This is a genomic window from Stenotrophomonas sp. TWI819 (assembly GCF_039673075.1).
GTDB classification, from domain to species: Bacteria; Pseudomonadota; Gammaproteobacteria; order Xanthomonadales; family Xanthomonadaceae; genus Stenotrophomonas; species Stenotrophomonas rhizophila_B.
In genome coordinates, this window is record NZ_JBDJKY010000018.1 from 1 (window position 1) to 25,807 (window position 25,807).

The window sequence follows — 25,807 nt, forward strand, 5'->3', positions numbered from 1 at the left end:
TTGGTGGGGGGGTGGGTCGCGAGGCGGGGCCGGCCTAATGCCCCCGGGGGTGGGCCGGCGGCCGCCCCCCCCGCCTTTATTCCCCCCCCACGGCCACCGCGCCCCACGGATCGAGAACCGCGGCTCTCACAGAAAAGCGCAGTTGTCTGCACGTGTACCGCGAGCCGAGCCCCCCAGGGGCCGGTAGGCCCCTGGGCAAAATCAAGGAGGAGGCCGTCGCCGCCAAGCGGCGGCCGGGGGACATTTGCCGAGGGGCCTGCCGGCCCCTGGGGGGCTCGGCTCGCGGTACGCAGACGCGCATAAAAAAACGGCGGGTTTCCCCGCCGTTTTTCGTTCAACCGATACGTCTGGCGATTACGGCTTGGCCGTGCCCGCCTCGGCCTTGTCCAGCATGTCCTGGACCGAGCCGGTGGTGATCGGGTGGTAGCCCGGCTTGGCCTTGGCGAAGGCCGCCTTGGCGAACGCCAGGCCTTCCGGCGTCTTCACCAGTTCGGCGTAGATCGGCATGATCAGCTTGCGGCGACCGACGCGCTCGATGAAGGCGCCGGCGGCTTCGTTCGCTTCGCTGTAGCCGCTGCGGATCGTCAGCGGGTACCAGCGCATCGCGATCTCGCCGTTGGCCGTACCGGTGAAGTGGTAAGCCTTGTCCAGCGCAGCCAGCTTGTCGACCGGCAGGGTCTTGCCCAGGCCGTCGATGAAGTGCACCCACTCCTGGGTGCCCCACTCGCCGGTGATCTGCGCCGTCGGCAGCGTGTTGCTGCCCTGCCAGGCGATGCGCGCGGTATCGACGATGGAGAAGTTGCGCGAGCGGGCCTTGGTCGCGAAGGCCGGAATACCCGGCTCATCCAGCCACGCCTTCAGCTCGGCGTCGCTGACGGCGCCCGGCTTCTTGGACAGCAGATTCTTCTTCAGGTATTCGACGAACTGGTCGGTGTTCGCGCTCTGGAAGGCGTGGTCATCGAACCAGCCGCGCAGGAACGGATCGAACGTCTCGCGGCCGAAACGCTGTTCCAGGAACTGCAGGAACCATGCGCCCTTGACGTAGGCGACCTGGCTCAATGCCTCGTCCGGGTCACGCTCGCTCAGCGGCGGCAGCGCCAGCGCCTGATCGGCCGCGCTCATGTCCTTCACTTCGGCGAGCAGATCGTTCTGGTCGATCTCACGCTCCATCTCGGCCATCTCCTGGCCGTACAGCGCCTCGGTGATGCGGCCCTGCACGTAGGTGGTGAAGCCTTCGTTGAGCCAGATGTCCTTCCAGCTGGCGTTGGTCACCAGGTTGCCCGACCAGCTGTGCGCCAGTTCGTGGGCGACCAGCGAGACCAGCGACTTGTCACCGACGATCACGGTCGGGGTGGCGAAGGTCAGACGCGGGTTTTCCATGCCACCGAACGGGAACGACGGCGGCAGCACCAGCATGTCGTAGCGGCCCCAGCGGTATTCGCCGAAGAGCTTCTCGGCGGTGCCGATCATCTTCTCGGTGTCTTCGAATTCCTTGGCGGCCTTGCCGACCATGGTCGGTTCGGCCCAGACGCCGGAGCGGCCGGAAATCGGTTCGAACACCAGATCGCCAGCGGCGATGGCCAGCAGGTAGGACGGGATCGGCTGCGGCATCTTGAAGGTGTAATCACCATCACGCGCGGCCTTGGGATCGTTGTCGGCGCTCATCAGCACCATCACGTCCGGGCGTGAGACCACGTGCGCGCTGTAGGTGAAACGCACGCTCGGGGTGTCCTGCAGCGGCACCCACGAACGGGCGTGGATCGCCTGCGACTGGCTGAACATGAAGGGCAGCTTCTTGCCCTCCGTCATCGACGGCTCCAGCCACTGCAGGCCCGAGGCGGTCGGTGCGGTGTGATACGTGATCACGACCTTGGCCGGCTGGTCCGGGGTCTCGATGCTCAGCTTGCTGCCGAACACCTTGTCGGCCGGGGCCAGCACGAAGGGCAGCGGCGCGGTCTTGCCGTCGGCGGCGATCGCCTCGACCTTCTCCACGGTCAGCTCGCGGGTGTCCAGCACCAGCTGCTTGGCGGCCTTGTCCTTCCACTCCAGGGTGTAGGTCGCGGTGCCACCGATCTGCTTGCTGTCGAAATCCAGCTTCAGATCCAGCGCGAGGTCCTTGACGACCACCTTGTCCGGCTCGGCGTACGAGCTTTCATCGTGGCTGCGGCTGTCCGCTTTCATGGCAGTGCTCGCCAGCGCGTTGGCAGTGGGATCGACGGTCGGAGCCGCCGGTTCTTTGGAGCAGCCGGACGCCAGGGCGACGGCGAGGGGAATCAACAGGAACGGAGATCGCATGAACGGGACCGATCAGGGTGAAACGACCAGTTTACCCCTGTCCCGGGACCGCGCGCAGGCCATAGGTGGCGGTTTGCGCATTCAGCCGGCCGCGCGTGGCAGGCCCGCGCGCATGGCGACCTGCCGTGGCCCGAGTCCCTTGCCGAACCCGGGTCACGGACTCAGAGCTTGTAGCCGGAGTGGATCGAGACGATGCCGCCGGTCAGGTTCTTGTAGTGGCAACGTTCGAAACCGGCCTCGGCCATCATGGTCTTGAGCTGCTCCTGCGGCGGATGCTTGCGGATGCTCTCGGCCAGGTACTGGTAGCTGTCGCCATCGCGTGCGAACAGCTGGCCCAGCTTGGGCAGGATCTTGAACGAGTGGAAATCGTAGATCGGCTTGAACCAGTCAGCGGTGACTTCGGAGAACTCCAGCACGCGTGCCTGGCCGCCGACCTTGAGGACGCGGTGCATCTCGCGCAGACCGGCTTCCTTGTCGGTGACGTTGCGCAGGCCGAAGGCGATGGTGACCAGGTCGAAGCTCGCGTCCGGGAACGGCAGCGCCTCGGCGTTGCACTGCACGTAGTTCAGGCCCGCGACCAGGCCGCGGTTGGTCAGCCGGTCACGGCCAACGGAGAGCATGCCGGCGTTGATATCGCCCAGCACCACTTCACCCTCATCACCCACCCGCTCCTTGATCAGCGCGGCGATATCGCCGGTGCCGCCGGCCAGATCCAGCACGCGATCGCCCGGCTTCACCTGCGCGGTGGCGACGTAGTAGCGCTTCCACGCCCGGTGGATGCCCAGGCTCATCAGATCGTTCATCAGGTCGTAGCTGCGCGCGACCGAGGTGAACACTTCGCCCACCAGCTTCTGCTTGTCCTTCGCAGCGACATCGCGGAAGCCGAAATGGGTGGTGCCAGTCTTGTAGGGGGATTCGCTCATGGGACGATTATCGCACCGCCGGCGCCGTTGCGGCAGGCTGCCTACTATCATGGAGGCCTTCACGTTCCTGGATTGCGCATGATCACGACCCCCGACTACGCCGCCCTGCTCGAAACCGCCATCGCCGAAGCCCGCCAGGGCCTGGCCGAGGGCGGCATCCCGATCGGCGCCGCGCTGTACCACAACGACGGCCGCCTGCTCGGCTGCGGCCACAACCGCCGCGTTCAGGAGGGCGATCCGTCCGTGCACGGCGAGACCGATGCCTTCCGCAAGGCCGGCCGCCAGCGCCGCTACCAGGACACCATCATGGTGACCACCCTGGCCCCCTGCTGGTACTGCAGCGGGCTGGTGCGCCAGTTCAACATCGGCACGGTGGTGGTGGGCGAGTCGGTCACCTTCCAGGGCGGCATCGAGTGGCTGCGCGAGAACGGCGTCAAGGTGATCGACATGCAGAGCCAGGCATGCATCGATCTGCTCGGCGGCTTCATCAGCGCCCATCCCGAGGTCTGGAACGAAGACATCGGCGAGTAAGAGCGGACGATTCCGCGCGGATGCCCCCTCCGGGTGCCCGCGCAGTCGCCACACACCCTGCGCGGGCACGGCAGCGTTCTGAATGCTTCAGTGAGTCATCCTGGCCTGAACACCCTGTGCCGTGGGTATCTGCGCGACGTGCCGTCACGCGGCGTCGACCGGTGCCGGACGCAGCGAACACGCCGCACTAACAACCGCGCTGCATGAACGTCTTAAGGTGGTTGCACAGGGGGCACCATCGTCGAGGAGACGTCATGCATGCCCAAACCCGCCGCACCTCCTCCGTCGAACCTGCGTTGATTGACGCGTGGGAAAGACTGCAGGTGCACTACGCACGCCACCGCAACGCCGCGCCTTTCTGGGATGCCTACCAGGCCATCCAGGATGAGTTGACGCGGTCCCATCCCGATCATCACGTTGTGGTCTGCAACCGGCTGGCGACGCTGGCCGAACGCCTCGGCGTTGTCCACCACGCGCAACTGCTGGGCGAGATTCGTGGCGAACGTCGCCACACCGGCTCCACATCGCCATGACACCGCTTGCACCGCGCCCTACGCCATCATCCAGATTCCCTTCTTCCCATATTGAAGTGACCATGTCTTCCGCCCAGATCTCCATCCCTGCCGTCATCGATGTCGACGCCGAAGTGAGCCACTGGCGCCAGCGTCATGCCGACGGCAACCTCGGGACGGGCTCCTTCGGCCACTACGTGCCGTGGATCAAATTCGCCTGCGATTCACTGATCACGCAACCGCGCGCCAGTGATGAGGAGCGCGATGAAATGTTCCAGACCCACTACGCGCTGCAGATCATGCCGCGCCTGTCCGAAGACCAGGCACGCCAGTTCGTCGATCAGTGCTGGGAACATGTCTACCTCGCCGGTCGCCAGGACCAGGCGTCGCGCCCGCGGCTGCACGCACGCGCCTGACCTGCACAGACGCCTCCTGACCGGCACCCCGCCAGGTCATCCCGCTCCATGATGCACGACGGGTGCGACCGGCTGGCCGCACCCGCGTTGCCTCATCCGCGCTCGTGCCAACCGCCGCCGAGCACCTTGTACAACGCCACCTGATTGGACTGCTGGGCCAGCTGTGTGCTGACCAGCGACTGCCGTGCGGTGTACGCCGTGCGCCGCGCATCCAGCAGGGTCAGGAAGCTGTCCAGGCCGGCGTCATAGCGGGCCTGCGACAACCGCTGCGCCTGCTCGGCCGCTGCCACCAGCGCCTGCTGCGACGACAACTGCGCGTCCAGGCTCTCGTTGAGGGCCAGCGCATCGGCGGCCTCACGGAAGCCGGACTGGATCGCCTTCTCGTACTGCGCCAGCGCGATATCGCGATCTGCCGTGGCCATACCCAGATTGGCGCGCAGCTTGCCGCCCTGGAAGATCGGCAGGTTGAGCTTGGGAATGAAACTCCACACGCGCGTACCACTGTCGAACAGGCCGGACAGCTCCGACGAGGCCGAACCGATGTTGCCGGTCAGGCTGATCGACGGGAAGAACGCTGCGCGCGCAGCGCCGATGTTGGCGTTGGCCGAGAGCAGCACATGCTCGGCGGCCATCACGTCCGGCCGCCGCAGCAGCACATCGCCCGGAACGCCTGCCGGCAGTGGCCGCACGCTGGCGACGTCGGTCACCTCGGCCTGCGGCAGCAGCGCGGCATCGACCGGCCCACCGGCCAGCAGCACCAGTGCATTGCGGTCCTGCGCGACCTGGCCGGCAAAGCGCGCCACATCGGTGCGCGCGGTTTCCACCAGGGTGCGGGTCTGGCTCAGTTCCAGCGCCGAGGCGCCGCCGAGCTGGCGGCGGGCCTCGGTCAGGCGCAGCGAGTCCTCATAGGTCGCCAGCGTCGCTTGGGCGATCCGCAGCTGCTCGCTGTCCGCGCCCAGGGTCAGCCACGCATTGGCCACCTCGGCCACCAGCGACAGCTGCGCACTGCGGCGGTTGGCCGCTTCGGCGAAGTACTGCTGCAGGGCCGCCTGGCTGAGATTGCGCACGCGGCCGAACAGATCCAGTTCGAACTCGACCACGCCGAGGTTGGCACTGAACTGCTCGGTCACCGGGGCATCGCCGCCACTGCGGGTCATCTGCCCCTGCACACCGATCGCCGGCACGCGGTCAGCGCGCTGGATCCGGTACTGCGCGCGGGCACGCTCGACATTGAGCACGGCCACGCGCAGGTCGCGGTTGTTCTCCAGCGACTGGGTGATCACCGCCTGCAGGCGCGGGTCGACAAAGAAATCACGCCAGCCGATGTCGGCGACATCCGCCATGGTGGCGCCCTGCACGCCTGCGGTGGCCGCTGCCGGCCACTGCGCGGGAATCGCCGGGGCGACTTCGGTGCTGCGCGGCTCCAGCGTCGAGCAGCCGGACAGCACCAGGCTCACGGCCAGCGCCAGGCTGGCCATCATGGGCTTACGCATCGGAACCTCCGGCGTTCTTGCCGTACTTCTTGCGATTGAACACGCGCTGCACCACCACGAAGAACAGTGGGATGAAGAACACACCCAGCACCGTGCCGACCAGCATGCCGCCGAGCACACCGGTACCGATGGCCTGCTGTGCGCCGGAACCGGCACCGGAGGCGATCGCCAGCGGCAGCACGCCCAGACCGAAGGCCAGCGAGGTCATGATGATCGGGCGCAGACGGTCACGCACGGCGTGCATCGTCGCCTCGATCAGGCCCGCGCCCTTCTCCAGGTTTTCCTTGGCGAACTCCACGATCAGGATCGCGTTTTTACTGGTCAGACCCACCGTGGTCAGCATCGCCACCTGGAAGTAGATATCGCGCTCCATGCCACGCATGGTGTTGGCCAGCACCGCACCGAGGATGCCCAGCGGCGCCACCAGCAGCACCGAGGTCGGCACGCTCCAGCTCTCATACAGCGCGGCCAGGCACAGGAACACGATCAGCAGCGAGAGCGTGTACAGCAGCGGTGTCTGCGAGCCCGCTTGGCGTTCCTGGTAGGACAGCGCGGTCCACTCGATATCGAAACCGGCCGGCAACTGCTTGGCCAGTTTCTCCACTTCGTTCATCGCATCGCCCGAGGCCACACCCTGCGCCGGCTCACCCTGGATCTCCATCGCGGACACGCCGTTGTAGCGCTCCAGACGCGGCGAACCGTAGTCCCAGCGCTGGCTGGCGAAGGCCGAGAACGGCACCATCTCACCGGCCGCATTCTTGACCGACCACAGGTTGAAGTCTTCCGGGTTCATGCGGAACGGCGCATCGGACTGCACGTACACGCGCTTGACCCGGCCACGGTCGATGAAGTCATCGATGTAGCTGCTGCCCCAGGCTGCGGCGAGCGTGGTGTTGACTGCTTCCAGCGACAGGCCCAGCGCACTGGCCTTGCCGACGTCGATGTCGATGCGCAGCTGCGGGGTATCTTCCTGGCCGTTGGGGCGCACGTTGGCCAGCAGCTTGCTCTGCCCGGCCATGCCGAGCAGCTGGTTGCGTGCATCCAGCAGCGCCTGGTGACCGGCACCGCTGGTGTCCTTCAGGAAGAAGGTGTACCCCGAGCCGATACCCAGTTCCGGCATCGCCGGCGGCGGGAAGGCGAAGATGAAGGCATCCTTGATTCCGCCCAGCGCCGCCATCGCGCGACCGGTCACCGGCATCGCGCCCTGATCGGCATCGCGGTCCTTCCAGTCCTTGAGCTTGACGAAGGCCATGCCCGCGTTCTGGCCCATGCCGGCGAAGCTGAAGCCCTGCACCGAGAAGATCGACTCGATCGCGTCGGCCTCGTTCTCCATGAAGTGCTTTTCGAGCTTGTCGATCGATTCCAGCGTGCGCTCCTGGGTGGCACCGACCGGGGTCTGCACCAGCGCCATCAGGATGCCCTGGTCTTCGTTGGGCAGGAACGAGCTGGGCAGGCGCATGAACAGCAGGCCCATCACCAGCGCCAGCGCGGCGAACACGCCCATGAAACGCCACGGACGGCCGAGAATGCCGCGCACGCCACGCTGATAGCCATTGCTGGAACGGTCGAAACCGCGGTTGAACGCATTGAAGAAGCGCCCCGACCAGCCCTTGTGGGCCACGTGGTGCTCGCCCTTCTTGAGCGGCTTGAGCATGGTGGCGCACAGCGCCGGGGTCAGCACGATCGCGACCAGCACCGACAGCGCCATCGCCGAGACGATGGTGGCCGAGAACTGGCGATAGATGACGCCGGTGGCGCCACTCATGAAGGCCATCGGCACGAACACCGCCGACAGCACCAGGCCGATGCCGACCAGCGCGCCGGTGATCTGGGTCATCGATTTGCGTGTGGCCTCCAGCGGTGACAGTCCTTCCTCGGACATGATCCGCTCGACGTTCTCCACCACCACGATCGCGTCATCGACCAGCAGGCCGATCGCCAGCACCATCGCGAACATGGTCAGCATGTTCACCGAGAAGCCCAGCGCGGCCAGGATGCCGAACGTACCCAGCAGCACCACCGGCACCGCGATCGTGGGGATCAGGGTCGCGCGGAAGTTCTGCAGGAACAGGTACATCACCAGGAACACCAGCACGATGGCTTCGATCAGGGTCTTGATGACGCCCTTGATCGAGACCTGCACGAACGGCGTGGTGTCATACGGCACCACGGCCTTCAGGCCGGCCGGGAAGTTCGGCTCCATCTCATCCAGCGCCGCACGCACGCCATTGGCGGTGTCCAGCGCATTGGCGCCGGTCGCCAGCGTGATCGCGATACCCGACGACGGCTTGCCGTTGTAACGGGTCACGAAGTCATACGACTCAGCACCCAGCTCGACGCGGGCAACATCGGACAGGCGCAGTTCGGCACCGTCCTGCGCGCTGCGCACGATGATGTTGCGGAACTGCTCCGGCGTCTGCAGGCGGTCCTGCGCGTTGATGGTGGCGTTGAGCTGTTGGCCCTTGATCGACGGCGCGCCGCCGAGCTGACCGATGGCGACCTGCGCGTTCTGCGCGGTGATCGCGGCGATCACTTCGGCAGTGGACAGCTTGTAGGTGTGCAGCTTGTTGGGGTCCAGCCAGATGCGCATGGCGTACTTGCCACCGAACACCTGGATGTTGCCCACGCCTGGCACGCGGCTCAGCGGATCGACGATGTTGGAGCCGACGTAATCGGAGATGTCGTTGGCATCCATGCTGCCGTCTTCAGACACGAAGCCCAGCACCTGCAGGAAGCCACTGCTCGATTTGGCGACGTTGATGCCCTGGCGCTGCACTTCCTGCGGCAGCAGCGGCATGGCCAGCTGCAGCTTGTTCTGCACCTGCACCTGCGCGATATCCGGGTTGGTCCCGCTCTCGAAGGTGAGGGTGATGGTCGCCTGGCCGTTGGCCGAGCTGTTGGACGAGAAGTAGATCAGGCCATCCAGGCCTTTCATGTTCTGCTCGATGATCTGCGTCACCGAGTCCTCGACCACCTTGGCCGATGCACCCGGGTAGCTGGCGCTGATCTCGACGGCCGGCGGTGCCACTTCCGGGTACATCGACACCGGCAGCTTGAGCACCGCCAGGCCGCCGGCGAGCATGATGATGATCGCAATCACCCACGCGAAGATGGGGCGATCAATGAAGAAACGTGCCATGGAATTCTCCGGTTACTGCTGGGCGGCGGGAGCCGCCGGCGCGGCGGCCGGCTTGGCCGGGGCCGCGCCCATTTCGGTGGCCTGCACGGGCATGCCCGGCTGGATCTTCTGCAGGCCTTCGACGATGACCTTGTCACCCGCCTTCAGCCCGTCTTCGACCAGCCACTTGTCGCCGAGCGAACGGCTGACCTTGACCTGCCGCACTTCGACCTTGTCGTCCTTGCCGACCACCATGGCGCTGGTATCGCCCTTGGGATCGCGGGCGATGCCCTGCATCGGCACCAGGATCGCGTTGTCGCGAACACCGCTGCCGACCTGGGCGCGCACGTACATGCCCGGCATCAGCACCTGGTCCGGGTTCTCGACCTTGACCCGCAGCGCGTAGCTGCCGGTGGTCGGATCCACGCTGACTTCGGAGAATTCCAGGGTGCCCTTGTGATCGAACTCGGTGCCGTCATCGAGCAGGATCGTCACCGGCAGGGTCTGGTTGTCCTGCAGACGGCCGCTGGCCAGTTCGCGGCGCAGCTGCAGCAGCTCACTGGCGGACTGGGTCAGGTCGACATAGATCGGGTTCAACTGCTGCACGGTGGCCAGCGCTTCGGCCTGGCCGGCGCTGACCAGCGCGCCCTGGGTCACCGAGGACTTGCCGATGCGCCCGCTGATCGGCGCGGTGATGCGCGCATAACCCAGCGTCACGTTGGCGGCGTCCAGCGAGGCACGCGCGGCGCCGACATCGGCTTCGGCCTGCTTCAGCGCAGCGATCGCGTTTTCGTTGTCCTGGGTGCTGACCGCCTCGACCTTGGCCAGCTCGCCGATGCGCTTGGCGCTCAGGCGTGCAGCATTGGCGGTGGCTTCGGCGCGGGCCAGCTGGGCACGGGCGCTGTTGGCCTGGGCGCGATAGCTGGCGTCATCAAGCTGATACAGCGGCTGCCCGGCAGTGACCAGGCCGCCTTCGGTGAACAGCCGCTTGGCCACGATGCCGTTGACCTGCGGGCGCACTTCGGCGACCAGGAAGGCATTGGTGCGGCCCGGCAACTCGCGGGTCAGGCCGACCTGCTCGGCTTTCAGGGTGGCCACAGTCACCTGGCCGGGGCCGCCCTGCGGCCCCTCCTGCTCACCGCCGCCACAGGCGGACACGGTCAGGGCGATCGCGAGGGACAGCGCGAGAAGACGGTACGGGGATCTGGACATGGCGGTAGGGGCTCGCAGACGGAAAAGGGCGCGCCTGCAGCACAACTTCCGATAAAAGCGAAGAATGACGACAAACAGGCAGCAAATGACGACAAATATCCGAAACGAGACCCGCCGGCTTTCACAGGCAGTCCTCGCTGAGGATCAGGGGGCGCAAATATACATACATGCATGTTTGTTTGTAAAGCGGTACAATTCAGGCCGGTTTCATCCAGCAACTGCACAGCGCAATGGCCAGAAAAACCAAAGAAGAGGCGCAGGCCACCCGCGAGGGCATCCTCGACGCGGCCCAGCTCTGTTTCCATGAATACGGGGTCGCCGGCACCAGCCTGGCGATGATCGGTGCGCGCGCCGGATTCACCCGCGGCGCGGTGTACTGGCACTTCAAGAACAAGACCGAAGTGCTGACCGCGATGATCGATCGCGAGCGCGTGCCGTTCATCGAGCGGCTGCGACGCACCACCTCGGCCAAGCGCACCACACCGATCCTGGACCTGCGCTCGGCACTGCTGGTGTCATTCCAGGAGTTGGCCGAGGACGAGCGTCTGCGCAACATGATGGAAATCATGCTGCGCAACGATCTGTCTGTGGAAAGCCAGGCAATGCAGGCGCTGCAGCTGGAGGCATCGCGTGAGGAGCTGGGCATTTTCGCGGCCGCGTTCCAGCGCGCGCGGGAGTTGGGGCAGCTGCGCGAGGGGGTGGACGTGGACACGGTGGCGCGCATCGTGAGCACCAGCCTGACCGGGGTGCTGTATAGCGCGATGCTGGAACCGGAGCTGTTCGAGATCCAGCGCGATGGCGCGCAGACGCTGGATGCGATCCTCAGCGCATTCGTGCAGCCGGGTGTATTCACCCCGGGCGCCCCGCCGACCGCCCTGCCAACCGACGACGACGCCTGAGGCGAAGGGCGGGTTGGTCGAGCGCTGGGTCGCGATGCCCTTGCCGGCGAATGTCCTCCGGCGGCGGCCGGGGGACATTTGCCGAGGGGCCTGCCGGTCGCTGCGGGGCCCTCACGCTCGCGGCAGCCCCAAACGGAGACAGCCTTTGACAGAAAAACCAAAAAAAACGGCGACACCGAAGTGCCGCCGTTCTTCCTACCACCCGATCGTTGCGTGCCGTTACAGGATGTAGCGGCTCAAGTCCGGATCCTGCACCAGCTCACCCAGGTGCGCGTCGACGTAGGCCTGGTCGATGCTGATGGTCTCGCCATCGCGGTCCGGGGCTTCATAGCTCAGCGTATCCAGCAGGCGCTCCAGCACGGTGTGCAGGCGGCGCGCGCCGATGTTTTCCTGACGCTCGTTCACCTGGAAGGCGATCTCGGCCAAGCGGTCCACCGCATCGACCGTGAACTTCATCGAGACGCCTTCAGTCTGCAGCAGCGCTTCGTACTGCTTGGTCAGCGCGGCCTTCGGCTCGGTCAGGATGCGCACGAAGTCCTGCTTGCTCAGCGCGCCCAGTTCCACGCGGATCGGGAAACGACCCTGCAGCTCCGGGATCAGATCGCTGGGCTTGGCCAAGTGGAACGCGCCGGAGGCGATGAACAGGATGTGGTCGGTCTTGATCGTGCCGTACTTGGTGGACACGTTGGAGCCTTCCACCAGCGGCAGCAGATCGCGCTGCACGCCCTCGCGCGACACATCGCCGCCACCGACGTTGTCACCGCGCTTGGCGACCTTGTCGATCTCATCGATGAACACAATGCCGTGCTGCTCGCAGGCTTCGATCGCCGCGCTGCGGATATCGTCCTCGTTGACCAGCTTGCCGGCCTCTTCCTCGATCAACAGCGGACGCGCAGCCTTGATCGACAGCGTACGCTTCTGTGCCTTCGCACCGCCCATGCTGGAGAACATCTGGCGCAGCTGCTGCCCCATTTCCTCCATGCCCGGCGGGGTCATGATGTCCATGCTGACGTTGGCCGACACTTCCAGTTCGATCTCGCGCTCGTCCAGCTCACCGTTGCGCAGCATGCGGCGGAACTTGATACGGGTCTCGTTGTCCTGCGCGGACGGCTCGTTGCGCGCGGCCTCGGCATCGAAGCCGATACCGGTGCTGCGGCGCGGGAGCAATGCATCCAGGATGCGGTCTTCGGCGCGCTCTTCGGCCTGGGTGCGCACGCGGACCTTGGCCTGCTCGCGATACAGCTTGACCGCGGTGTCGGCCAGGTCGCGGATGATCTGCTCCACGTCCTTGCCGACATAGCCGACCTCGGTGAAACGGGTGGCTTCCACCTTGACGAACGGCGCATTGGCCAGCGTGGCCAGGCGACGCGCGATCTCGGTCTTGCCGACGCCGGTCGGGCCGATCATCAGGATGTTCTTGGGCATGACTTCGTTGCGCAGCTCGGCCGGCAGCTGCATGCGGCGCCAGCGGTTGCGCAGCGCGATGGCGACCGCGCGCTTGGCGTCGTGCTGGCCGACGATGTGCCGGTCCAGTTCCTGCACGATCTCGCGCGGGGTCATGGTGGCGGACGAAACTTCAATCTTGTGCGGCATGGGTGTGCTCACGAGGATATGGGGTGGAATGACGTATCACCGGCCTGCCTGGCAGCGACGTAACGCTGATGTAGAGCCACGCCATGCGTGGCTGACCGGATACCGCAGCCACGCATGGCGTGGCGCTACCGAGCGTTGACCCTCCGGGTCAAAGCTCTTCGACCACCACGTTGCGATTGGTGTAGATGCAGATGTCACCGGCGATGTTGATCGACTCGGTGGCGATCGTGCGTGCATCCAGTTCGGTATGCGCCATCAGCGCGCGGGCGGCCGAGAGGGCATAGGAGCCGCCGGAACCGATCGCGATGATGCCGTCTTCCGGCTCGATCACATCACCGGTGCCGCTGATGATCAGCGAGGTGTCCTTGTCGGCGACGGCGAGCAGCGCTTCGAGCTTGCCCAGGCGGCGCTCGGTGCGCCAATCCTTGGCCAGTTCCACTGCAGCACGCTGCAGCTGGCCGTGCTTTTCCAGCTTGGCCTCGAACAGCTCGAACAGGGTGAAGGCATCGGCGGCAGCGCCGGCGAAGCCGGCCAGCACCTGGCCCTCGCGACCCAGACGGCGCACCTTGCGGGCGTTGCCCTTCATCACCGTGTGGCCGAGCGTGACCTGGCCATCGCCGGCGACGGCGACATGCCCGTTGCGCCGCACCGAGATGATGGTGGTGGCATGAAATACGTTGGGGTTCTGACTGGGGTCCATGGAGCCTCCGGGGTGACAAAGACTGAGGTGGGGTCTCTGCCCGACGCTTCAACCCGCCCTGCCCTGCGCCCGGATGCCGCAGCGGATCGATTCAGCTTTCGTTGCCGCTCTTGCGGCGCTTGGCGCGCGGGTGCGCGGCATCGTAGACCTTGGCCAGATGCTGGAAATCCAGGTGGGTATAGATCTGCGTGGTGGCGATATCGGCATGGCCAAGCAGCTCCTGCACACCGCGCAGATCACCGGAGGACTCCAGGATGTGGCTGGCGAAGCTGTGCCGCAGCATATGCGGATGTACGTGTTTGAACAGGCCCTGGCGCTGGGCCAGCTGACGGATGCGGATCTGCACGGCGCGCTGGGTGATGGGCCCGCCCTTGCGCCCGGGAAATACCGGTGCGGTTGCCGCGCCGCCGCTGTCGGCCCGCCAGCCCTGCAGCGCGGTGCGCGCATGCGAACCGAACGGCACGCGGCGCTCGCGGTTGCCCTTGCCCAGTACGTTGACCAGCCCGGTATCGAAATCCAGGTCGCGCCAGATCAGCGCACACAGTTCACTCAGGCGTAGCCCGGAGGAATAGAACAGTTCAAGCAGCGCGCGATCGCGAAGGCCGAGCGGCGCATCGGTAGGCAGTTCGACCAGCTGCACGGCTTCATCGGCATCGAGCACCTGCGGCAGTTTGCGCGGCGCCTTGGGCGCTTTCAGCCCCGTGGCCGGATTAGCGGCGATGCGGTGGTGCTTGAGCAGCCACGCGTAGAAACTGCGGCACGCCGAAAGCCGGCGCTGCAGCGAGGTGGGCGACAGTCCACGGCGGTGTTCGGCAGCGATGAACTGGCGCAGCTGCGCACTGTCCAGCGTATCGATCACTGCACCCTGCCCTTCCGACCACGCCGCGAGTGCATCGAGATCGCGACGGTAAGCATCCAGCGTGTGCGCCGACATGCGACGCTCCACTTGAAGGTGCGACAGGAAGTCCTGCGCGGTACTCACGGCGACTCCGCTCGAAGGTGCGTTATGGCGAGGCGAAGCGCTGCAGCGCGACGACCAGCGATTCGCCCATCATGCGCAGGAACAGCGTGCCCATGCCCGGGTAGAACCGATTGCCATCATGGCTGCCGACCGCGATCAGGCCGACACCCGGCAGCGGCAGCAGCGCGCTGGACTGCACTTCCTCGGCGCGCCCGGCGTACAGCACGGTGTTCTTGTCCGCCTGCAGGCGGCCACAGATCGGCTCGCCATCCTTGAGGCAATCGCGGAACACACCCAGCAGCGGGCTGCTCTCTTCGATCACCTGCAGCCACGGCGCCTGCTCCAGCCCGGCGACGGGATGCAGCACGATCAAGCGGACCAGATCCCCGGCGAAATCTTCTTCCAGCGAGGCGGCCATCGCCCGCAGGGTGTCTGCCGCCGAGTCCTGTTTCATCAGTGCCAGGGTCAGCTGGTGCGTGCGGACCGCCAAGCGCTCGTTGATCTGTGCATTGGCGGCCAGATCGGCCAGCCGTCGCGACAGCTCACGGTTCTTGTCGCGCAGCACGTCCAGCTGGTAGCTCGCCAGTGACGCAGTGGGGCCGTCATCGCGCGGCACCACCAGGGTCAGGGCCAGGTCCGGGAACTGCTTCAGGAAGGTCGGATGCCGACGCAGCCAGGCGGCTACTTCGTGCGACCCGATTTTCTCGGCGGTCTCGCTCATGCGTTCCACTCTCCATCAAAGACGAAGGCTGCGGGGCCAGACATCACGATCTGTGCATCATCGGCCGGCCAGCGGATGCGCAGGTCGCCGCCGGGCAGCGACAGCGTGGCATCGCGCTGCAGGCGACCGCGCTGCATCATCACCACGGCCGCGGCGCAGGCGCCACTGCCGCAGGCCAGGGTTTCGCCGGCGCCGCGCTCGTACACGCGCAGGCGCGCGTGCTGCGGACTGAGCACCTGCACGAAACCGACGTTGACCGATTTCGGGAACGAGGCGTGCTGCTGCAGCAGCGGGCCCAAACGCTCGACCGGGGCGGCATCGACCAGGCCCACTTCGATCACGGCATGCGGGTTGCCCATCGAAACCGCGCCGAAGCGCACCGTGTCGCCCTGCAGCGGCAGCAGATATTCCTCGCGGGCGCGGGCGAAGCCGATCAGCGGCACGTTCTCCGGCTCGAAACGCGGCACGCCCATGGCTACCGCGTACTGGTCTTCGCCCAGCCGTTCGACTGCATGGGTGGTGACCGGGCTGTCGATCGCGAACGTGCTGCCGGTGGCGGCGCCATCGCGCACCAGCCAGGCCGCCACGCAGCGCGCGCCGTTGCCACATTGCTCGGAGCTGCTGCCATCGGCATTCCAGATCCGGTACGAGGCGACCGAGCCTTCTGCCTTGGGCGGCTCGATGGTCAGGATCTGGTCGCAGCCCACGCCGGTGTGGCGATCGGCCAGACGCGCGGCCAGCGCAGCATCCGGCGGTGCGCTGCCATCGCGCAGGTCCAACACCACGAAATCATTGCCGGCGCCATGCATCTTGGTGAAGCGCAGCGCCGCGGAGGTGTTCGACTTACTCATTCCCGTCATTGGCCTTCAGCGCCGGGGCTTCAACGGGATCAGGAACCACCGGGGAATCGGTATCGGCATCGGCGGCCGGCGGCGTAGCGTCGTCGGCCGCCGGTTCAACCAGCTGTTCTTCGACCGGGACCGGCTTCTGCGGCAGGACCAGCGGGCCCTTGTTGCCACAGGCCGACAGCACCAGCAGCGCCGAGGCGGCCAGCGTCAGGGAGATGAGGGTACGGGGGGATGTCTTCATCCTCCGAGTATAGCCGCGGTGTTTGGGCGCTTGGGTGCCGGCTGGATGAACAGGCAGCGCAGGAATCACCCCCTTGGAGGCAGCGGCCGGGACCACAGCCACAGCGCCACGCAGGTCATGCTTCCGATGGAAAGCCACTTCACCCAGGCGATCGGCACGCACCACAGCATGATGCCCGCGCATACCGCCATGGTCAGGGTCGCCATCCATTTGCCGCGACGGCTGACCGCGCCGTGCGCCTGCCAGTTGCGGATCGCCGGGCCGAACTGCGGGTGCGCCAGCAGACGGTTGTGCAGGCGCTCGGAGCCGTGCGAGGCGGCCCAGGCCGAGATCAGGATGAACACGGTGGTGGGCAGACCCGGCACGAAGATGCCGACGATGCCGGTGCCCAGGCTGACGTAGGCCAGCAGCCACCACGCCCAGCGAAAACGCACCCGTCGCCGCGCAGCCGGTGCTTCGGAAACCACGGGGCGTTCGGGCCGGGACATGGTGTCAGCATAGCGACCCGGACGGGCCGCCGCGATGGCGGCCTCACTACGCTGGCCGACGACACGGGGTCGCCGGCCAGCGACCGGCATTACCGGCCCTGGGTCACGCCAAGCTGGTCGAGCACGAACGCGTACGACTCGGCCAACTCGTGGTACCGCTGGAAGCGGCCGGATTTGCCGCCGTGGCCGGCGTCCATGTTGGTACGGAACACGATCGGGAAGTGGCCGGTGTTGTCATCGCGCAGCTTGGCCACCCACTTGGCCGGCTCCCAGTACTGCACCTGCGAATCCCACAGGCCGGTGCCGACGAACAGGGCCGGATAGGCCTGCTTGCTGACGTTGTCGTACGGCGAGTATTTCAGCATGTAGTCGTAATACTCGCGCTGCTCCGGGTTGCCCCACTCGTCATACTCGTTGGTGGTCAGCGGGATGCTGGCGTCGAGCATGGTGGTGACCACATCGACGAACGGCACCTGGGCGACCATCACCCGATAATCCTGCGGCGCCTGGTTGGCCACCGCGCCCATCAGCAGGCCACCGGCGCTGCCACCGGAGGCGGCGACGCGGTCCTTGGCGGCATAGCCCTGACGGACCAGCTCGCGGGTGACATCGACGAAATCGTTGAACGTGTTCTGCTTCTTGAGCAGCTTGCCGTCCTCATACCACGCACGGCCCATTTCTTGGCCGCCGCGGATGTGGGCGATGGCATACACCACGCCGCGATCGAGCAGGCTGACCACGGTCTGGTTGAAGCCCGGGTCCATCGACATGCCGTAGCTGCCGTAGGCGTACTGGTACAGCGCGCCGGTGCCGTCCTTCTTGAAGCCGTTGCGGTAGACCAGCGACACCGGCACCTTGACGCCATCGCGGGCCGTCACCCACACGCGCTCGGTGGTGTACTGGGACGGGTCATAGCCGATCACCGGCTGCTGCTTGAGCTGGCGGCGTTCACCGGTGACGGTGTTGAGCTCGTAGGTGGTGGTGGGCGTGGTCAGCGAGGTGTAGGCGTAACGCAGCCACGGGGTGTCGTGCTCGCTGTTGGCGGCCAACCCCATCGAGTAGGCGGGCTCATCTGCCTTGACGTAATCCTGGCGGCCATCCGGGAACAGCAGGCGCACGCGTTCCAGGCCGTTGGAGCGCTCGGCGATCGCGGTGAAGCCGTCGAACAGTTCGAAGCCTTCGATCAGCACGGCGTCATCGTGCGCGACCCAGTCCTTCCACTGGCTGCGCGCGGTGGCATCGCTGGGCGCGGTGACGATCTTGAAGTTCTTCGCGTCCGCAGCGTTGGTGCGGATCACCCAGCGACCGTTGAAGTGGTCGGCGTCGTATTCCACATCGCGCGCACGCGGCGCCAGCACCGTGAACGCCTGCGGATCGGCAGCCGGGGCGTAGCGCGTTTCCGAGCTCACCGTGCTGTGCAGCTCGATGGTCAGGAAACGATCATCGCGGGTGCGGCCCACGCCCATGTAGAAGCTGTCGTCCTTCTCTTCATACACGAGCACGTCGCTGCTGGCCGGGGTACCCAGTACATGCTTTTTGACGCGCACGGTGAGCAGGGTGTCCGGATCATTTTCGACATAGAACAGGGTGCGGTTGTCGTCGGCCCAGACCACATTGGGCGAGACGTTCTCGATGCGATCCGGCAGCACCTCGCCGGTGCGCAGGTCCTTGAAACGGATCACGTACTGGCGGCGGCCGACATCGTCTTCGGCCCAGGCCAGCAGGTGGTTGTCCTGGCTGACATCGGCATCGCCCACGTTGAAGTAGCCCTTGCCCTCGGCCATCGTGTTGATGTCGAGCAGGATCTCTTCCGGCGCCTCCATGCTGCCCTTGCGGCGCGCCTGGATCGGGTAGTCCTTGCCGGTTTCGAAACGGGTGTAATACCAGTAGCCGCGGTCACGCGAGGGCACGCTGGCATCGTCCTGCTTGATGCGGGCGACGATCTCCTTGTACAGGGTGTCTTCCAGCGGCTTGAGCGGGGCCACCACCTGATCGGTATAGGCGTTCTCCGCATTCAGATAGGCCAGCATCTTCGCGTCTTCGCGCTTGTCGTCGCGCAGCCAGTAGTAATCGTCGCTGCGGGTCGCGCCAAAGGGAGCCTTCACCGTGTGCGGGTGCTTCTCGGCGTCGGGCGGGGTCAGCGCGGGGGCGGCGTGCACGTTGGAGGTCATGAGGCTGGCAACCAGTAAACAAAGGGCGGGTTTCACGAGATAAGGCTCCTGGCGGGGGAATGCAATGGCGTCCGTGTCCGTGCAGTCTGTGCTGGCGGGTAGGCCAGCAGCAAGCCTGTCGTTGGTCACTGCGCCTATCATCAGGCCATGGATACTTCCCGCACGCCCCCGACCAGCACCGGCTACAGCCGCCGCAGCCAGGACATCGAACCCTTCCACGTCATGTCGCTGCTGGCCCGCGCGCAGGCGCTGGAGCAGGCTGGCCACGATGTGATCCACCTGGAGATCGGCGAGCCGGACTTCACCACCGCCGCACCGATCGTGCGCGCCGGCCAGGCCGCGCTGGCAGCCGGCCACACGCGCTACACCGCGGCCCGCGGCCTGCCCGCGCTGCGCGAGGCGATTGCGGGCTTCTACCAGGATCGCTACCAGGTACAGATCGACCCCGAGCGGATCCTGGTCACCCCGGGTGGCTCGGGCGCCCTGTTGCTGGCCAGCAGCCTGCTGGTGGATCCCGGCAAGCACTGGTTGCTGGCCGATCCCGGCTACCCGTGCAACCGGCACTTCCTGCGGTTGGTGGAAGGGGCCGCGCAGCTGGTGCCGGTCGGGCCGGAGACGGCCTACCAGCTGACGCCGGAGCTGGTGGAACGGCAGTGGAACGCAGACAGCGTGGGGGCGCTGGTCGCCTCCCCGGCCAACCCGACCGGCACCGTGCTCTCGGCGGCGCAGCTCGCGGCGCTGTCGCAGTCGCTGAAGGCACGCGGCGGGCATCTGGTGGTGGATGAGATCTACCACGGCCTCACCTACGGCATGGACGCGGCCAGCGTGCTGCAGGTCGATGATGAAGCGTTCGTCCTCAACAGTTTCTCGAAGTACTACGGGATGACCGGCTGGCGCCTGGGCTGGCTGGTGGCGCCGCCGCAGGCGGTGCGTGAGCTGGAGAAGCTCGCGCAGAATCTGTACATCAGCGCCTCGAGCATCGCCCAGCATGCGGCGCTGGCGTGTTTCGAACCGGAGGCGATCGCGATCTTCGAACAGCGGCGCGCGGCGTTCCGCGAGCGTCGCGATTACCTGCTGCCGGCGCTGCGTGCGCTGGGCTTCCGCATCGAAGTGGAGCCGGAAGGCGCGTTCTATCTCTACGCCGACGTAAGCGCCTTCACCGATGATGCGCAGGCGTTCTGTGCGCATTTCCTGGAAACGGAGCATGTGGCGTTCACGCCGGGCCTGGACTTTGGCCACCACCGCGCCAACGCGCATGTGCGGCTGGCCTACACGCAGGACGTGCCTCGCCTGGGAGAAGCGGTGCGGCGCATCGCGCGCGGGCTGGAAACATGGGTGCGGTGAGCGGCCCATAAAAAAACGCCACGCATCGCTGCGTGGCGCTGAAAATGGGGTGGAGCCAACCTGACGCCCCACCACCCGGAGTCTTCTCCAGGGGGCTACAACGTCCGCGGCAGGCTCACTCCCTGCCGGCTGCTCGACCGCCCCTGGCCGTCGAGCACCCCGAGCTTACTTGGAGAGCTGCTCCCACAGGAAGCTATAGGCCAACGCCGACATATGCGCGGCCTGCGCATTGTTCGCCGCGCCGCCGTGACCGCCTTCGATATTCTCGTAGTAGGTCACGTCCTTGCCGGCGTCGATCATCATGGCCGCCATCTTGCGGGCATGCGCCGGATGCACGCGGTCATCGCGCGTGGAGGTGGTGAACAGCACCGGCGGGTAGGTCTTGCTGGCGTCGAACAGGTGATACGGCGAGAAGGTCTTGATGAACGCCCAATCGGCCGTGTCCGGATTGCCGTATTCGGCCATCCACGAGGCACCGGCCAGCAGGTGGCTGTAGCGCTTCATGTCCAGCAGCGGGACCTGGATCACCACCGCACCGAACAGTTCCGGGTACTGGGTCAGCATATTGCCGGTGAGCAGGCCACCGTTGCTGCCACCCTGCACGCCCAGGTGCTTGGCCGAGGTGATCTTGCGGCTGACCAGATCGCGGGCGACCGCGGCCATGTCTTCATAGGCTTTGTGACGGTTCTGCTTGAGCGCCGCCTGGTGCCAGCGCGGACCATACTCGCCACCGCCGCGGATGTTGGCGACCACGTACACGCCGCCCTTCTCCAGCCACGCGCGCCCCATGCCACCGGAGTAGGACGGGGTCAGCGAAATCTCGAAGCCACCGTAGCCGTACAGCAGCGTCGGGTTGGAGCCGTCCAGCTTCATGTCCTTGCGGTGCACCACGAAGTACGGCACGCGGGTGCCATCCTTGCTGGTGGCGAAGTGCTGCTCGATCACCTTGCCATCGGCATTGAAGAACGCCGGCATGGTCTTGAGCACTTCAGGCTGCTTGCCGATCTCGGCAATGGCCAGGGTAGTCGGGGTCAGGTAATCGGTGACGGTCATCCACACCGCATCGCTGTCATCGGCATCCACTGCGCCGACGGCCACGGTGCCGAACGACGGCGCGCCGGTGAAGGCCGTCGTCTTCCAGCCGCTGTCGCCCGGCGTCAGCACGCTAAGACGGCTCTTCACGTCGTCCAGCACGTTCAGGACCAGATGATTCCTGGTCCAGCTGGTGCCGGCCAGCGAGGTGGTCTCGGTCGGCGCGAACAGCACGTCGAAGTCACGCTTGCCGGCAAGGTAATCGTCCAGCTTGGTGGCCAGCAGCGAGCCGGCGGCGTAGGTCTTGCCGCCCACGGTCCACGGCTCGCGCAGCTCCAGGGTCAGCCACTGCTTGCGCAGGCCCTTTTCGGCCGAGTTGGGCGCATCGATCTTGGTCAGCTTGCCATCGTCGGCACGCAGGTAGAGCTCGTTGTTGTAGAAGGCCAGCGTGCGGCTGACCAGGTTGCGCTCGTAGCCGGGGGTATCGTCGTGCATGGCCGCGATGTACATGTCATCGGGCTTGCCTTCGTAGACCACCGAGGCCGAGGTCAGCGGGGTGCCGCGCTTCCACAGCTTGGCCACGCGCGGATAACCGGACGTGGTCATCGTGCCGGTACCAAAATCGGTATAGACGAACACGGTGTCGCGGTCGATCCAGTTCAGGCCCCCCTTGGATTCGGGGCGGAAGAAGCCGTCCTTGATCCAGGTCTTGTTGGCCAGGTCGAACTCGCGGGTGACATCGGCATCGGCGCCGCCGCGCGACAGCGCGATCAGGCAGCGCGAGTAGTCCGGGCGCAGGCAGTCGGCGCCGTGCCAGACCCAGTTCTCGCCCTCGGCCTTGTTCAGTGCATCCAGGTCCAGCACGGTTTCCCACTGCGGCGAGGCCTTGCGGTACTCGGCCAGCGTGGTGCGGCGCCACAGGCCGCGCTCGTGCTGCTTGTCCTTCCAGAAGTTGTAGTAGTAGTCACCGATCTTCTGCACGCCGGGAATCTTGGCGTCGGAATCGAGCACCTCGCGGATGCTGGTCTCCATCTGATTGAAGGCTGGCGTCGAGGCCAGACGGCCTTCGGACTTGGCGTTCTGTTCCTTGACCCACGCCAGCGGTTTGTCGCCGGTGACGTCTTCAAGCCAGGCGTACTTATCCGCGGGGGCGTCAGCGGCCATGGCGGTTCCCGCCGCACCAGCGGAGATCAGACCTGCCACTAGGCAGGCGGAAGCGAATCGTGACATTGCAGCTCCAGGCGTTCATAGCCTTGGGACGCTATCACACCGGCTGGCCGCGGCTCACGTGTCGAAGGTCAGGCCGCGCCGGGCGTGCCAGCGGGCGGCTGCGGCGCCGCGCCTGCGGTCCCCGGCGGCGGCGGGCGGTGCGGCTGAGCAGGCCGACCAGCGGCAGGCGGAAGCGATGCAGGCTCCACCAGGCCATCAGCGGCATGCCGATCAGCCACATCGGCAGCCAGCCGATCCACTCGCTGTGCCCCCGCGCGGCCGGCCAGACCAGGACCAGAGCCATCCCGGCAAGGGCGGCCTGTCTGACGCAACGCAGCACGCGGGGATCGGGACGGTCGGACAAACGCGAGGAAGACGACAGGGTCATGACACAGCTCCGTGCGAAAGTGATGCGTCACCTTGCCGCGCCGCCATCTCAAGGGCTGCGACCTTGTACGGCACGGTGTCGGGAGGGTCGCCGGTGTCGCGTCAGTGTGAATCGGTCACGCAACCGCTGCGCCGCCATTGACGTTCTCCGCTGTCCCACCCACCATGCCTCTGCCAGCCACTGGAGCCACCCGCCGCATGTCTTCGAACCGCCCGCTTCGCGCTGTCCTGTTGGTCTCCTCGATGGCATTGCTGTCTGCCTGTGCGTTCCGCCATGAGACCAAGCCGGAACCCGCGCAGACCCCGGTCGCCGTCGACAGCGCCGGTGCGCCGATCGACCTGCAGCGTTTCATGGGCACCTGGTATGTGATCGGCCGCGTGCCGAATCCGATCGAGCGCGGCCACGTCGCCAGCGTCAACGAATTCCGCCTGCGTGGCGACCAGAAAGTGTCCATCACCTACCGCTACCGCAACGGCTTCTCCGAACCACTGCAGGAGCTGACGGTGCGCGCTTCGGTGGACGAAAAGAGCGGCAACCACAACTGGCGCACCTGGTTCTACAAGGTCGTGCCGACCCACACCCGCGTGCTGGAAGTCGCGCCGGATTATTCGTGGGCGATGCTCGGCTACCCTGGCCGCGAGATGGCCTGGGTGTTCGCGCGCCAGCCGGACATGGACAAGGAGCTCTACAAGGAGCTCGCCACCCGGTTGCGTGACGATTACGGGGTCAACACCGACAAGCTCAAGCGCGTGCCGCAGCACCCCGAGCAGGTGGACCGGCTGGGCTTTGAAGTGCCGAACGTCCGCTAAGGGCGGCGGTCAGGCCGGCCTCGCGCGGCTGCACCCTGCGCTCGATTTCCTGCCGCGTCGGCAGCGTCTTCAGGTCGTACTCGGCCTGGAGGGCCAGCCACGACGCGGCGTCGAGGATGGCGTACCGACCGGTTATTTCCGGCTGTAGTGCGAGACCAAGCGGTCGCCGATCATCTGCAGGATCTGCACCAGCACCAGCAGCAGCACCACGGTGACCAGGGCCACGTCGGTATGCGAACGCTGATAGCCATCGCGGAACGCCAGGTCGCCCAGGCCGCCCGAGCCGATCGCACCGCCCATCGCGGTGAAGCCGATCAGGGCGATCACGGTGACGGTGGCGCCGGCGATGAGGCCAGGCCGCGCTTCAGGCAGCAGCACCCGGGTGACCAGCTGCCAGGTGGTAGCGCCCATCGCCTGGGTGGCTTCGATCACGCCGCGGTCCACTTCGCGCAGCGCGGTTTCGACCAGGCGTGCATAGAACGGCGCCGCACCGATCACCAGCGGCACGATCGCGCCGCGGACACCGAGCGAGGTACCCATCATCCACAGGGTGAGCGGGATCAGCACGATCATCAGGATGATGAAGGGGACCGAACGCAGCAGGTTCACCAGTAGCGCGAGCGCGCCATACAGCACCGGCTTGCGGTGCAGCTGCGGCGAGCCGGTCAGGAACAGCAGCACGCCCAGCGGCAGGCCGATCAGCAGCGTCAGCGGCAGCGAGCCGCCGAGCATCAGCAGGGTATCCAGCGTGGCCTGGCCGATATCGGCCCATTTGCCGGCGTCGAGATGGCGGAAGAACCCGCCTGCGGTGGCCAGGATCATCGGCGCAGCTCCTCAAGGTGGACACCGGCGGCGACGAAGCCGGCCTGTGCGGCCTGCACGTCGCCCCCGACCAGCGACACGGTCAGCTGGCCATACGGGGTGTCCTTGATCCGGTCGATACGGCCGGACAGGATGTTGTAGTCCACGCCGGTCTCGCGCGCGATGCGCCCCAGCAGCGGTTCGTAGGTGTCGGCGCCGAGGAAGGTCAGGCGCACGATGCGCCCGGCGACGGCCTCGAAATCCTTGTGCAACTCGCCCTCGTCCACCTGTTCGGACTCGCTCACGAAGCGGCGGGTGGTCGGGTGCTGCGGGTGCAGGAACACCTCGGTGACCGGGCCGGTCTCGACCAGGTGGCCGGCATCGAGCACCGCAACGCGGTCGCAGACACGGCGGATCACGTCCATCTCGTGGGTGATCAGCACAATGGTCAGGCCCAGCTCGCGGTTGATCTTGCCGAGCAGTTTGAGCACCGAGGCGGTGGTCTGCGGGTCCAGTGCGCTGGTAGCCTCATCGCACAGCAGGATCTGCGGGCGGGTAGCCAGGGCGCGGGCGATGCCGACACGCTGCTTCTGGCCACCGGACAGCTGCGCCGGGTACTTGTTGGCGTGCGCTTCCAGGCCGACGGTATGCAGCAGTTCGTTGACCCGCGCGTCGATCTCCTCCCGCGGCGTCCCGGCCAGCTCCAGCGGGAAGGCGACGTTGGAGGCCACCGTGCGCGATGAGAGCAGGTTGAAGTGCTGGAAGATCATGCCGATCTTCCGGCGCAGCACGCGCAGGCCCTCGGCATCGAGCGCGGTGACATCCTCGCCATTGATCAGCAGGCGGCCGCCGGTGGGCTCCTCCAGCCGGTTGATCAGCCGGATCAGGGTCGATTTGCCCGCGCCGGAATGGCCGATGATGCCGAACACTTCGCCGGCCTCGATGGTCAGGTCCAGCGGCTGCAGCGCGGCAATCGCGCGGCCGCCGACGGCATAGGATTTGTGCAGGCGCTGGAACTCGATCACTTCGCGGTCAACCGGGGCATCGACGGGAGGGGGCGTGCAGCCTACCAGCGCGGGACGGCCCTGGCCCGCGCGGCAGG

General features: G+C 66.4%; 23 protein-coding genes. 6 read left to right on the forward strand and 17 right to left on the reverse strand.

Annotation, left to right across the window (positions count from 1 at the left end):
• Positions 1-354: 354 nt before the first annotated feature.
• Together ABE463_RS17470 and ubiE are read right to left on the reverse strand one after the other, a co-directional pair.
• Positions 355-2,295 (reverse strand): M1 family metallopeptidase, encoded by a 1,941-nt coding sequence (locus ABE463_RS17470; RefSeq protein ID WP_346469022.1) that lies wholly within the window; start codon positions 2,293-2,295, stop codon positions 355-357.
• A gap of 161 nt (positions 2,296-2,456) precedes the next feature.
• A complete protein-coding gene (gene ubiE, locus ABE463_RS17475; RefSeq protein WP_070471930.1) occupies positions 2,457-3,218 on the reverse strand; it encodes a bifunctional demethylmenaquinone methyltransferase/2-methoxy-6-polyprenyl-1,4-benzoquinol methylase UbiE in 762 nt (253 codons plus the stop codon).
• 78 nt (positions 3,219-3,296) lie between these two features.
• Between ubiE and ABE463_RS17480 the strand changes: the two genes are divergently transcribed.
• The 3 genes from ABE463_RS17480 to ABE463_RS17490 all read left to right on the forward strand — a co-directional run bounded on the left by ABE463_RS17480 (position 3,297) and on the right by ABE463_RS17490 (position 4,677).
• Complete coding sequence (locus ABE463_RS17480) at positions 3,297-3,749, forward strand: nucleoside deaminase (protein WP_019186053.1); 453 nt, start codon at positions 3,297-3,299, stop codon at positions 3,747-3,749.
• A 254-nt stretch (positions 3,750-4,003) separates the two neighbouring features.
• Positions 4,004-4,282 carry a hypothetical protein gene (locus ABE463_RS17485; RefSeq protein ID WP_346469023.1) on the forward strand — a complete coding sequence of 93 codons (279 nt, stop codon included), beginning with the start codon at positions 4,004-4,006 and terminating at the stop codon, positions 4,280-4,282.
• A 62-nt stretch (positions 4,283-4,344) separates the two neighbouring features.
• Positions 4,345-4,677 (forward strand): hypothetical protein, encoded by a 333-nt coding sequence (locus tag ABE463_RS17490; protein ID WP_123730151.1) that lies wholly within the window; start codon positions 4,345-4,347, stop codon positions 4,675-4,677.
• A 92-nt stretch (positions 4,678-4,769) separates the two neighbouring features.
• On the opposite strand, the gene ABE463_RS17495 is transcribed toward ABE463_RS17490, so the two are convergent.
• The 3 genes from ABE463_RS17495 to smeD are packed head-to-tail and all read right to left on the reverse strand — an operon-like array spanning position 4,770 to position 10,500.
• Positions 4,770-6,170, reverse strand: coding sequence for an efflux transporter outer membrane subunit (locus tag ABE463_RS17495; RefSeq protein WP_346469024.1), 1,401 nt, complete (start codon positions 6,168-6,170; stop codon positions 4,770-4,772).
• Positions 6,163-9,309 carry a multidrug efflux RND transporter permease subunit SmeE gene (gene smeE / locus ABE463_RS17500; protein WP_259259062.1) on the reverse strand — a complete coding sequence of 1,049 codons (3,147 nt, stop codon included), beginning with the start codon at positions 9,307-9,309 and terminating at the stop codon, positions 6,163-6,165. Before smeE ends, ABE463_RS17495 begins: the two co-directional genes overlap by 8 nt.
• 12 nt (positions 9,310-9,321) lie before the next feature.
• The gene (gene smeD, locus ABE463_RS17505) at positions 9,322-10,500 is read right to left on the reverse strand and encodes a multidrug efflux RND transporter periplasmic adaptor subunit SmeD (protein ID WP_346469025.1); all 1,179 of its coding nucleotides are present in this window, start codon (positions 10,498-10,500) and stop codon (positions 9,322-9,324) included.
• A 230-nt stretch (positions 10,501-10,730) separates the two neighbouring features.
• Here smeD and ABE463_RS17510 point away from each other — a divergent pair, with 230 nt between their 5' ends.
• Positions 10,731-11,399 carry a TetR family transcriptional regulator gene (locus tag ABE463_RS17510; RefSeq protein ID WP_346469026.1) on the forward strand — a complete coding sequence of 223 codons (669 nt, stop codon included), beginning with the start codon at positions 10,731-10,733 and terminating at the stop codon, positions 11,397-11,399.
• A 219-nt stretch (positions 11,400-11,618) separates the two neighbouring features.
• Here the strand turns inward: ABE463_RS17510 and hslU are convergent, their stop codons facing one another.
• From hslU to ABE463_RS17550, 8 genes are all read right to left on the reverse strand, one after another.
• Positions 11,619-12,992 (reverse strand): ATP-dependent protease ATPase subunit HslU, encoded by a 1,374-nt coding sequence (gene hslU / locus ABE463_RS17515; protein WP_121039962.1) that lies wholly within the window; start codon positions 12,990-12,992, stop codon positions 11,619-11,621.
• A gap of 148 nt (positions 12,993-13,140) precedes the next feature.
• Positions 13,141-13,692: an ATP-dependent protease subunit HslV gene (gene hslV / locus ABE463_RS17520; protein ID WP_019183676.1), complete on the reverse strand. Its 552-nt coding sequence runs from the start codon at positions 13,690-13,692 to the stop codon at positions 13,141-13,143.
• Positions 13,693-13,783: 91 nt separating this feature from the next.
• Positions 13,784-14,674 (reverse strand): tyrosine recombinase XerC, encoded by an 891-nt coding sequence (xerC, locus tag ABE463_RS17525; RefSeq protein WP_121039965.1) that lies wholly within the window; start codon positions 14,672-14,674, stop codon positions 13,784-13,786.
• 22 nt (positions 14,675-14,696) lie between these two features.
• Entirely contained in the window at positions 14,697-15,374 is a 678-nt protein-coding gene (locus ABE463_RS17530) for a DUF484 family protein (protein ID WP_346469027.1), read from the reverse strand.
• A complete protein-coding gene (gene dapF / locus ABE463_RS17535; RefSeq protein WP_346469028.1) occupies positions 15,371-16,225 on the reverse strand; it encodes a diaminopimelate epimerase in 855 nt (284 codons plus the stop codon). The genes ABE463_RS17530 and dapF overlap by 4 nt, the downstream gene beginning before the upstream one ends.
• Complete coding sequence (locus ABE463_RS17540; RefSeq protein WP_019183672.1) at positions 16,218-16,463, reverse strand: lipoprotein; 246 nt, start codon at positions 16,461-16,463, stop codon at positions 16,218-16,220. Before ABE463_RS17540 ends, dapF begins: the two co-directional genes overlap by 8 nt.
• Positions 16,464-16,528: 65 nt before the next feature.
• Positions 16,529-16,951, reverse strand: a complete 423-nt coding sequence (locus ABE463_RS17545) for a YbaN family protein (RefSeq protein WP_259259054.1) — start codon at positions 16,949-16,951, stop codon at positions 16,529-16,531.
• Between the two features lie 89 nt (positions 16,952-17,040).
• The gene (locus ABE463_RS17550) at positions 17,041-19,158 is read right to left on the reverse strand and encodes a S9 family peptidase (RefSeq protein ID WP_346469029.1); all 2,118 of its coding nucleotides are present in this window, start codon (positions 19,156-19,158) and stop codon (positions 17,041-17,043) included.
• Positions 19,159-19,269: 111 nt separating this feature from the next.
• On the opposite strand from ABE463_RS17550, the gene ABE463_RS17555 reads away from it, so the two are divergent.
• The gene (locus ABE463_RS17555; protein ID WP_346469030.1) at positions 19,270-20,466 is read left to right on the forward strand and encodes a pyridoxal phosphate-dependent aminotransferase; all 1,197 of its coding nucleotides are present in this window, start codon (positions 19,270-19,272) and stop codon (positions 20,464-20,466) included.
• A gap of 165 nt (positions 20,467-20,631) precedes the next feature.
• Here the strand turns inward: ABE463_RS17555 and ABE463_RS17560 are convergent, their stop codons facing one another.
• Both ABE463_RS17560 and ABE463_RS17565 read right to left on the reverse strand, forming a co-directional pair.
• Positions 20,632-22,728 carry a prolyl oligopeptidase family serine peptidase gene (locus ABE463_RS17560; RefSeq protein ID WP_346469031.1) on the reverse strand — a complete coding sequence of 699 codons (2,097 nt, stop codon included), beginning with the start codon at positions 22,726-22,728 and terminating at the stop codon, positions 20,632-20,634.
• 34 nt (positions 22,729-22,762) lie between these two features.
• Positions 22,763-23,095: a hypothetical protein gene (locus ABE463_RS17565; protein ID WP_346469032.1), complete on the reverse strand. Its 333-nt coding sequence runs from the start codon at positions 23,093-23,095 to the stop codon at positions 22,763-22,765.
• 197 nt (positions 23,096-23,292) lie between these two features.
• Between ABE463_RS17565 and ABE463_RS17570 the strand changes: the two genes are divergently transcribed.
• Positions 23,293-23,904, forward strand: a complete 612-nt coding sequence (locus tag ABE463_RS17570) for a lipocalin family protein (protein WP_346469033.1) — start codon at positions 23,293-23,295, stop codon at positions 23,902-23,904.
• 132 nt (positions 23,905-24,036) lie between these two features.
• Here the strand turns inward: ABE463_RS17570 and ABE463_RS17575 are convergent, their stop codons facing one another.
• Together ABE463_RS17575 and ABE463_RS17580 are read right to left on the reverse strand one after the other, a co-directional pair.
• Complete coding sequence (locus tag ABE463_RS17575) at positions 24,037-24,726, reverse strand: methionine ABC transporter permease (RefSeq protein ID WP_121039992.1); 690 nt, start codon at positions 24,724-24,726, stop codon at positions 24,037-24,039.
• The gene (locus ABE463_RS17580) at positions 24,723-25,730 is read right to left on the reverse strand and encodes a methionine ABC transporter ATP-binding protein (RefSeq protein ID WP_346469052.1); all 1,008 of its coding nucleotides are present in this window, start codon (positions 25,728-25,730) and stop codon (positions 24,723-24,725) included. Before ABE463_RS17580 ends, ABE463_RS17575 begins: the two co-directional genes overlap by 4 nt.
• Positions 25,731-25,807 lie beyond the last annotated feature (77 nt).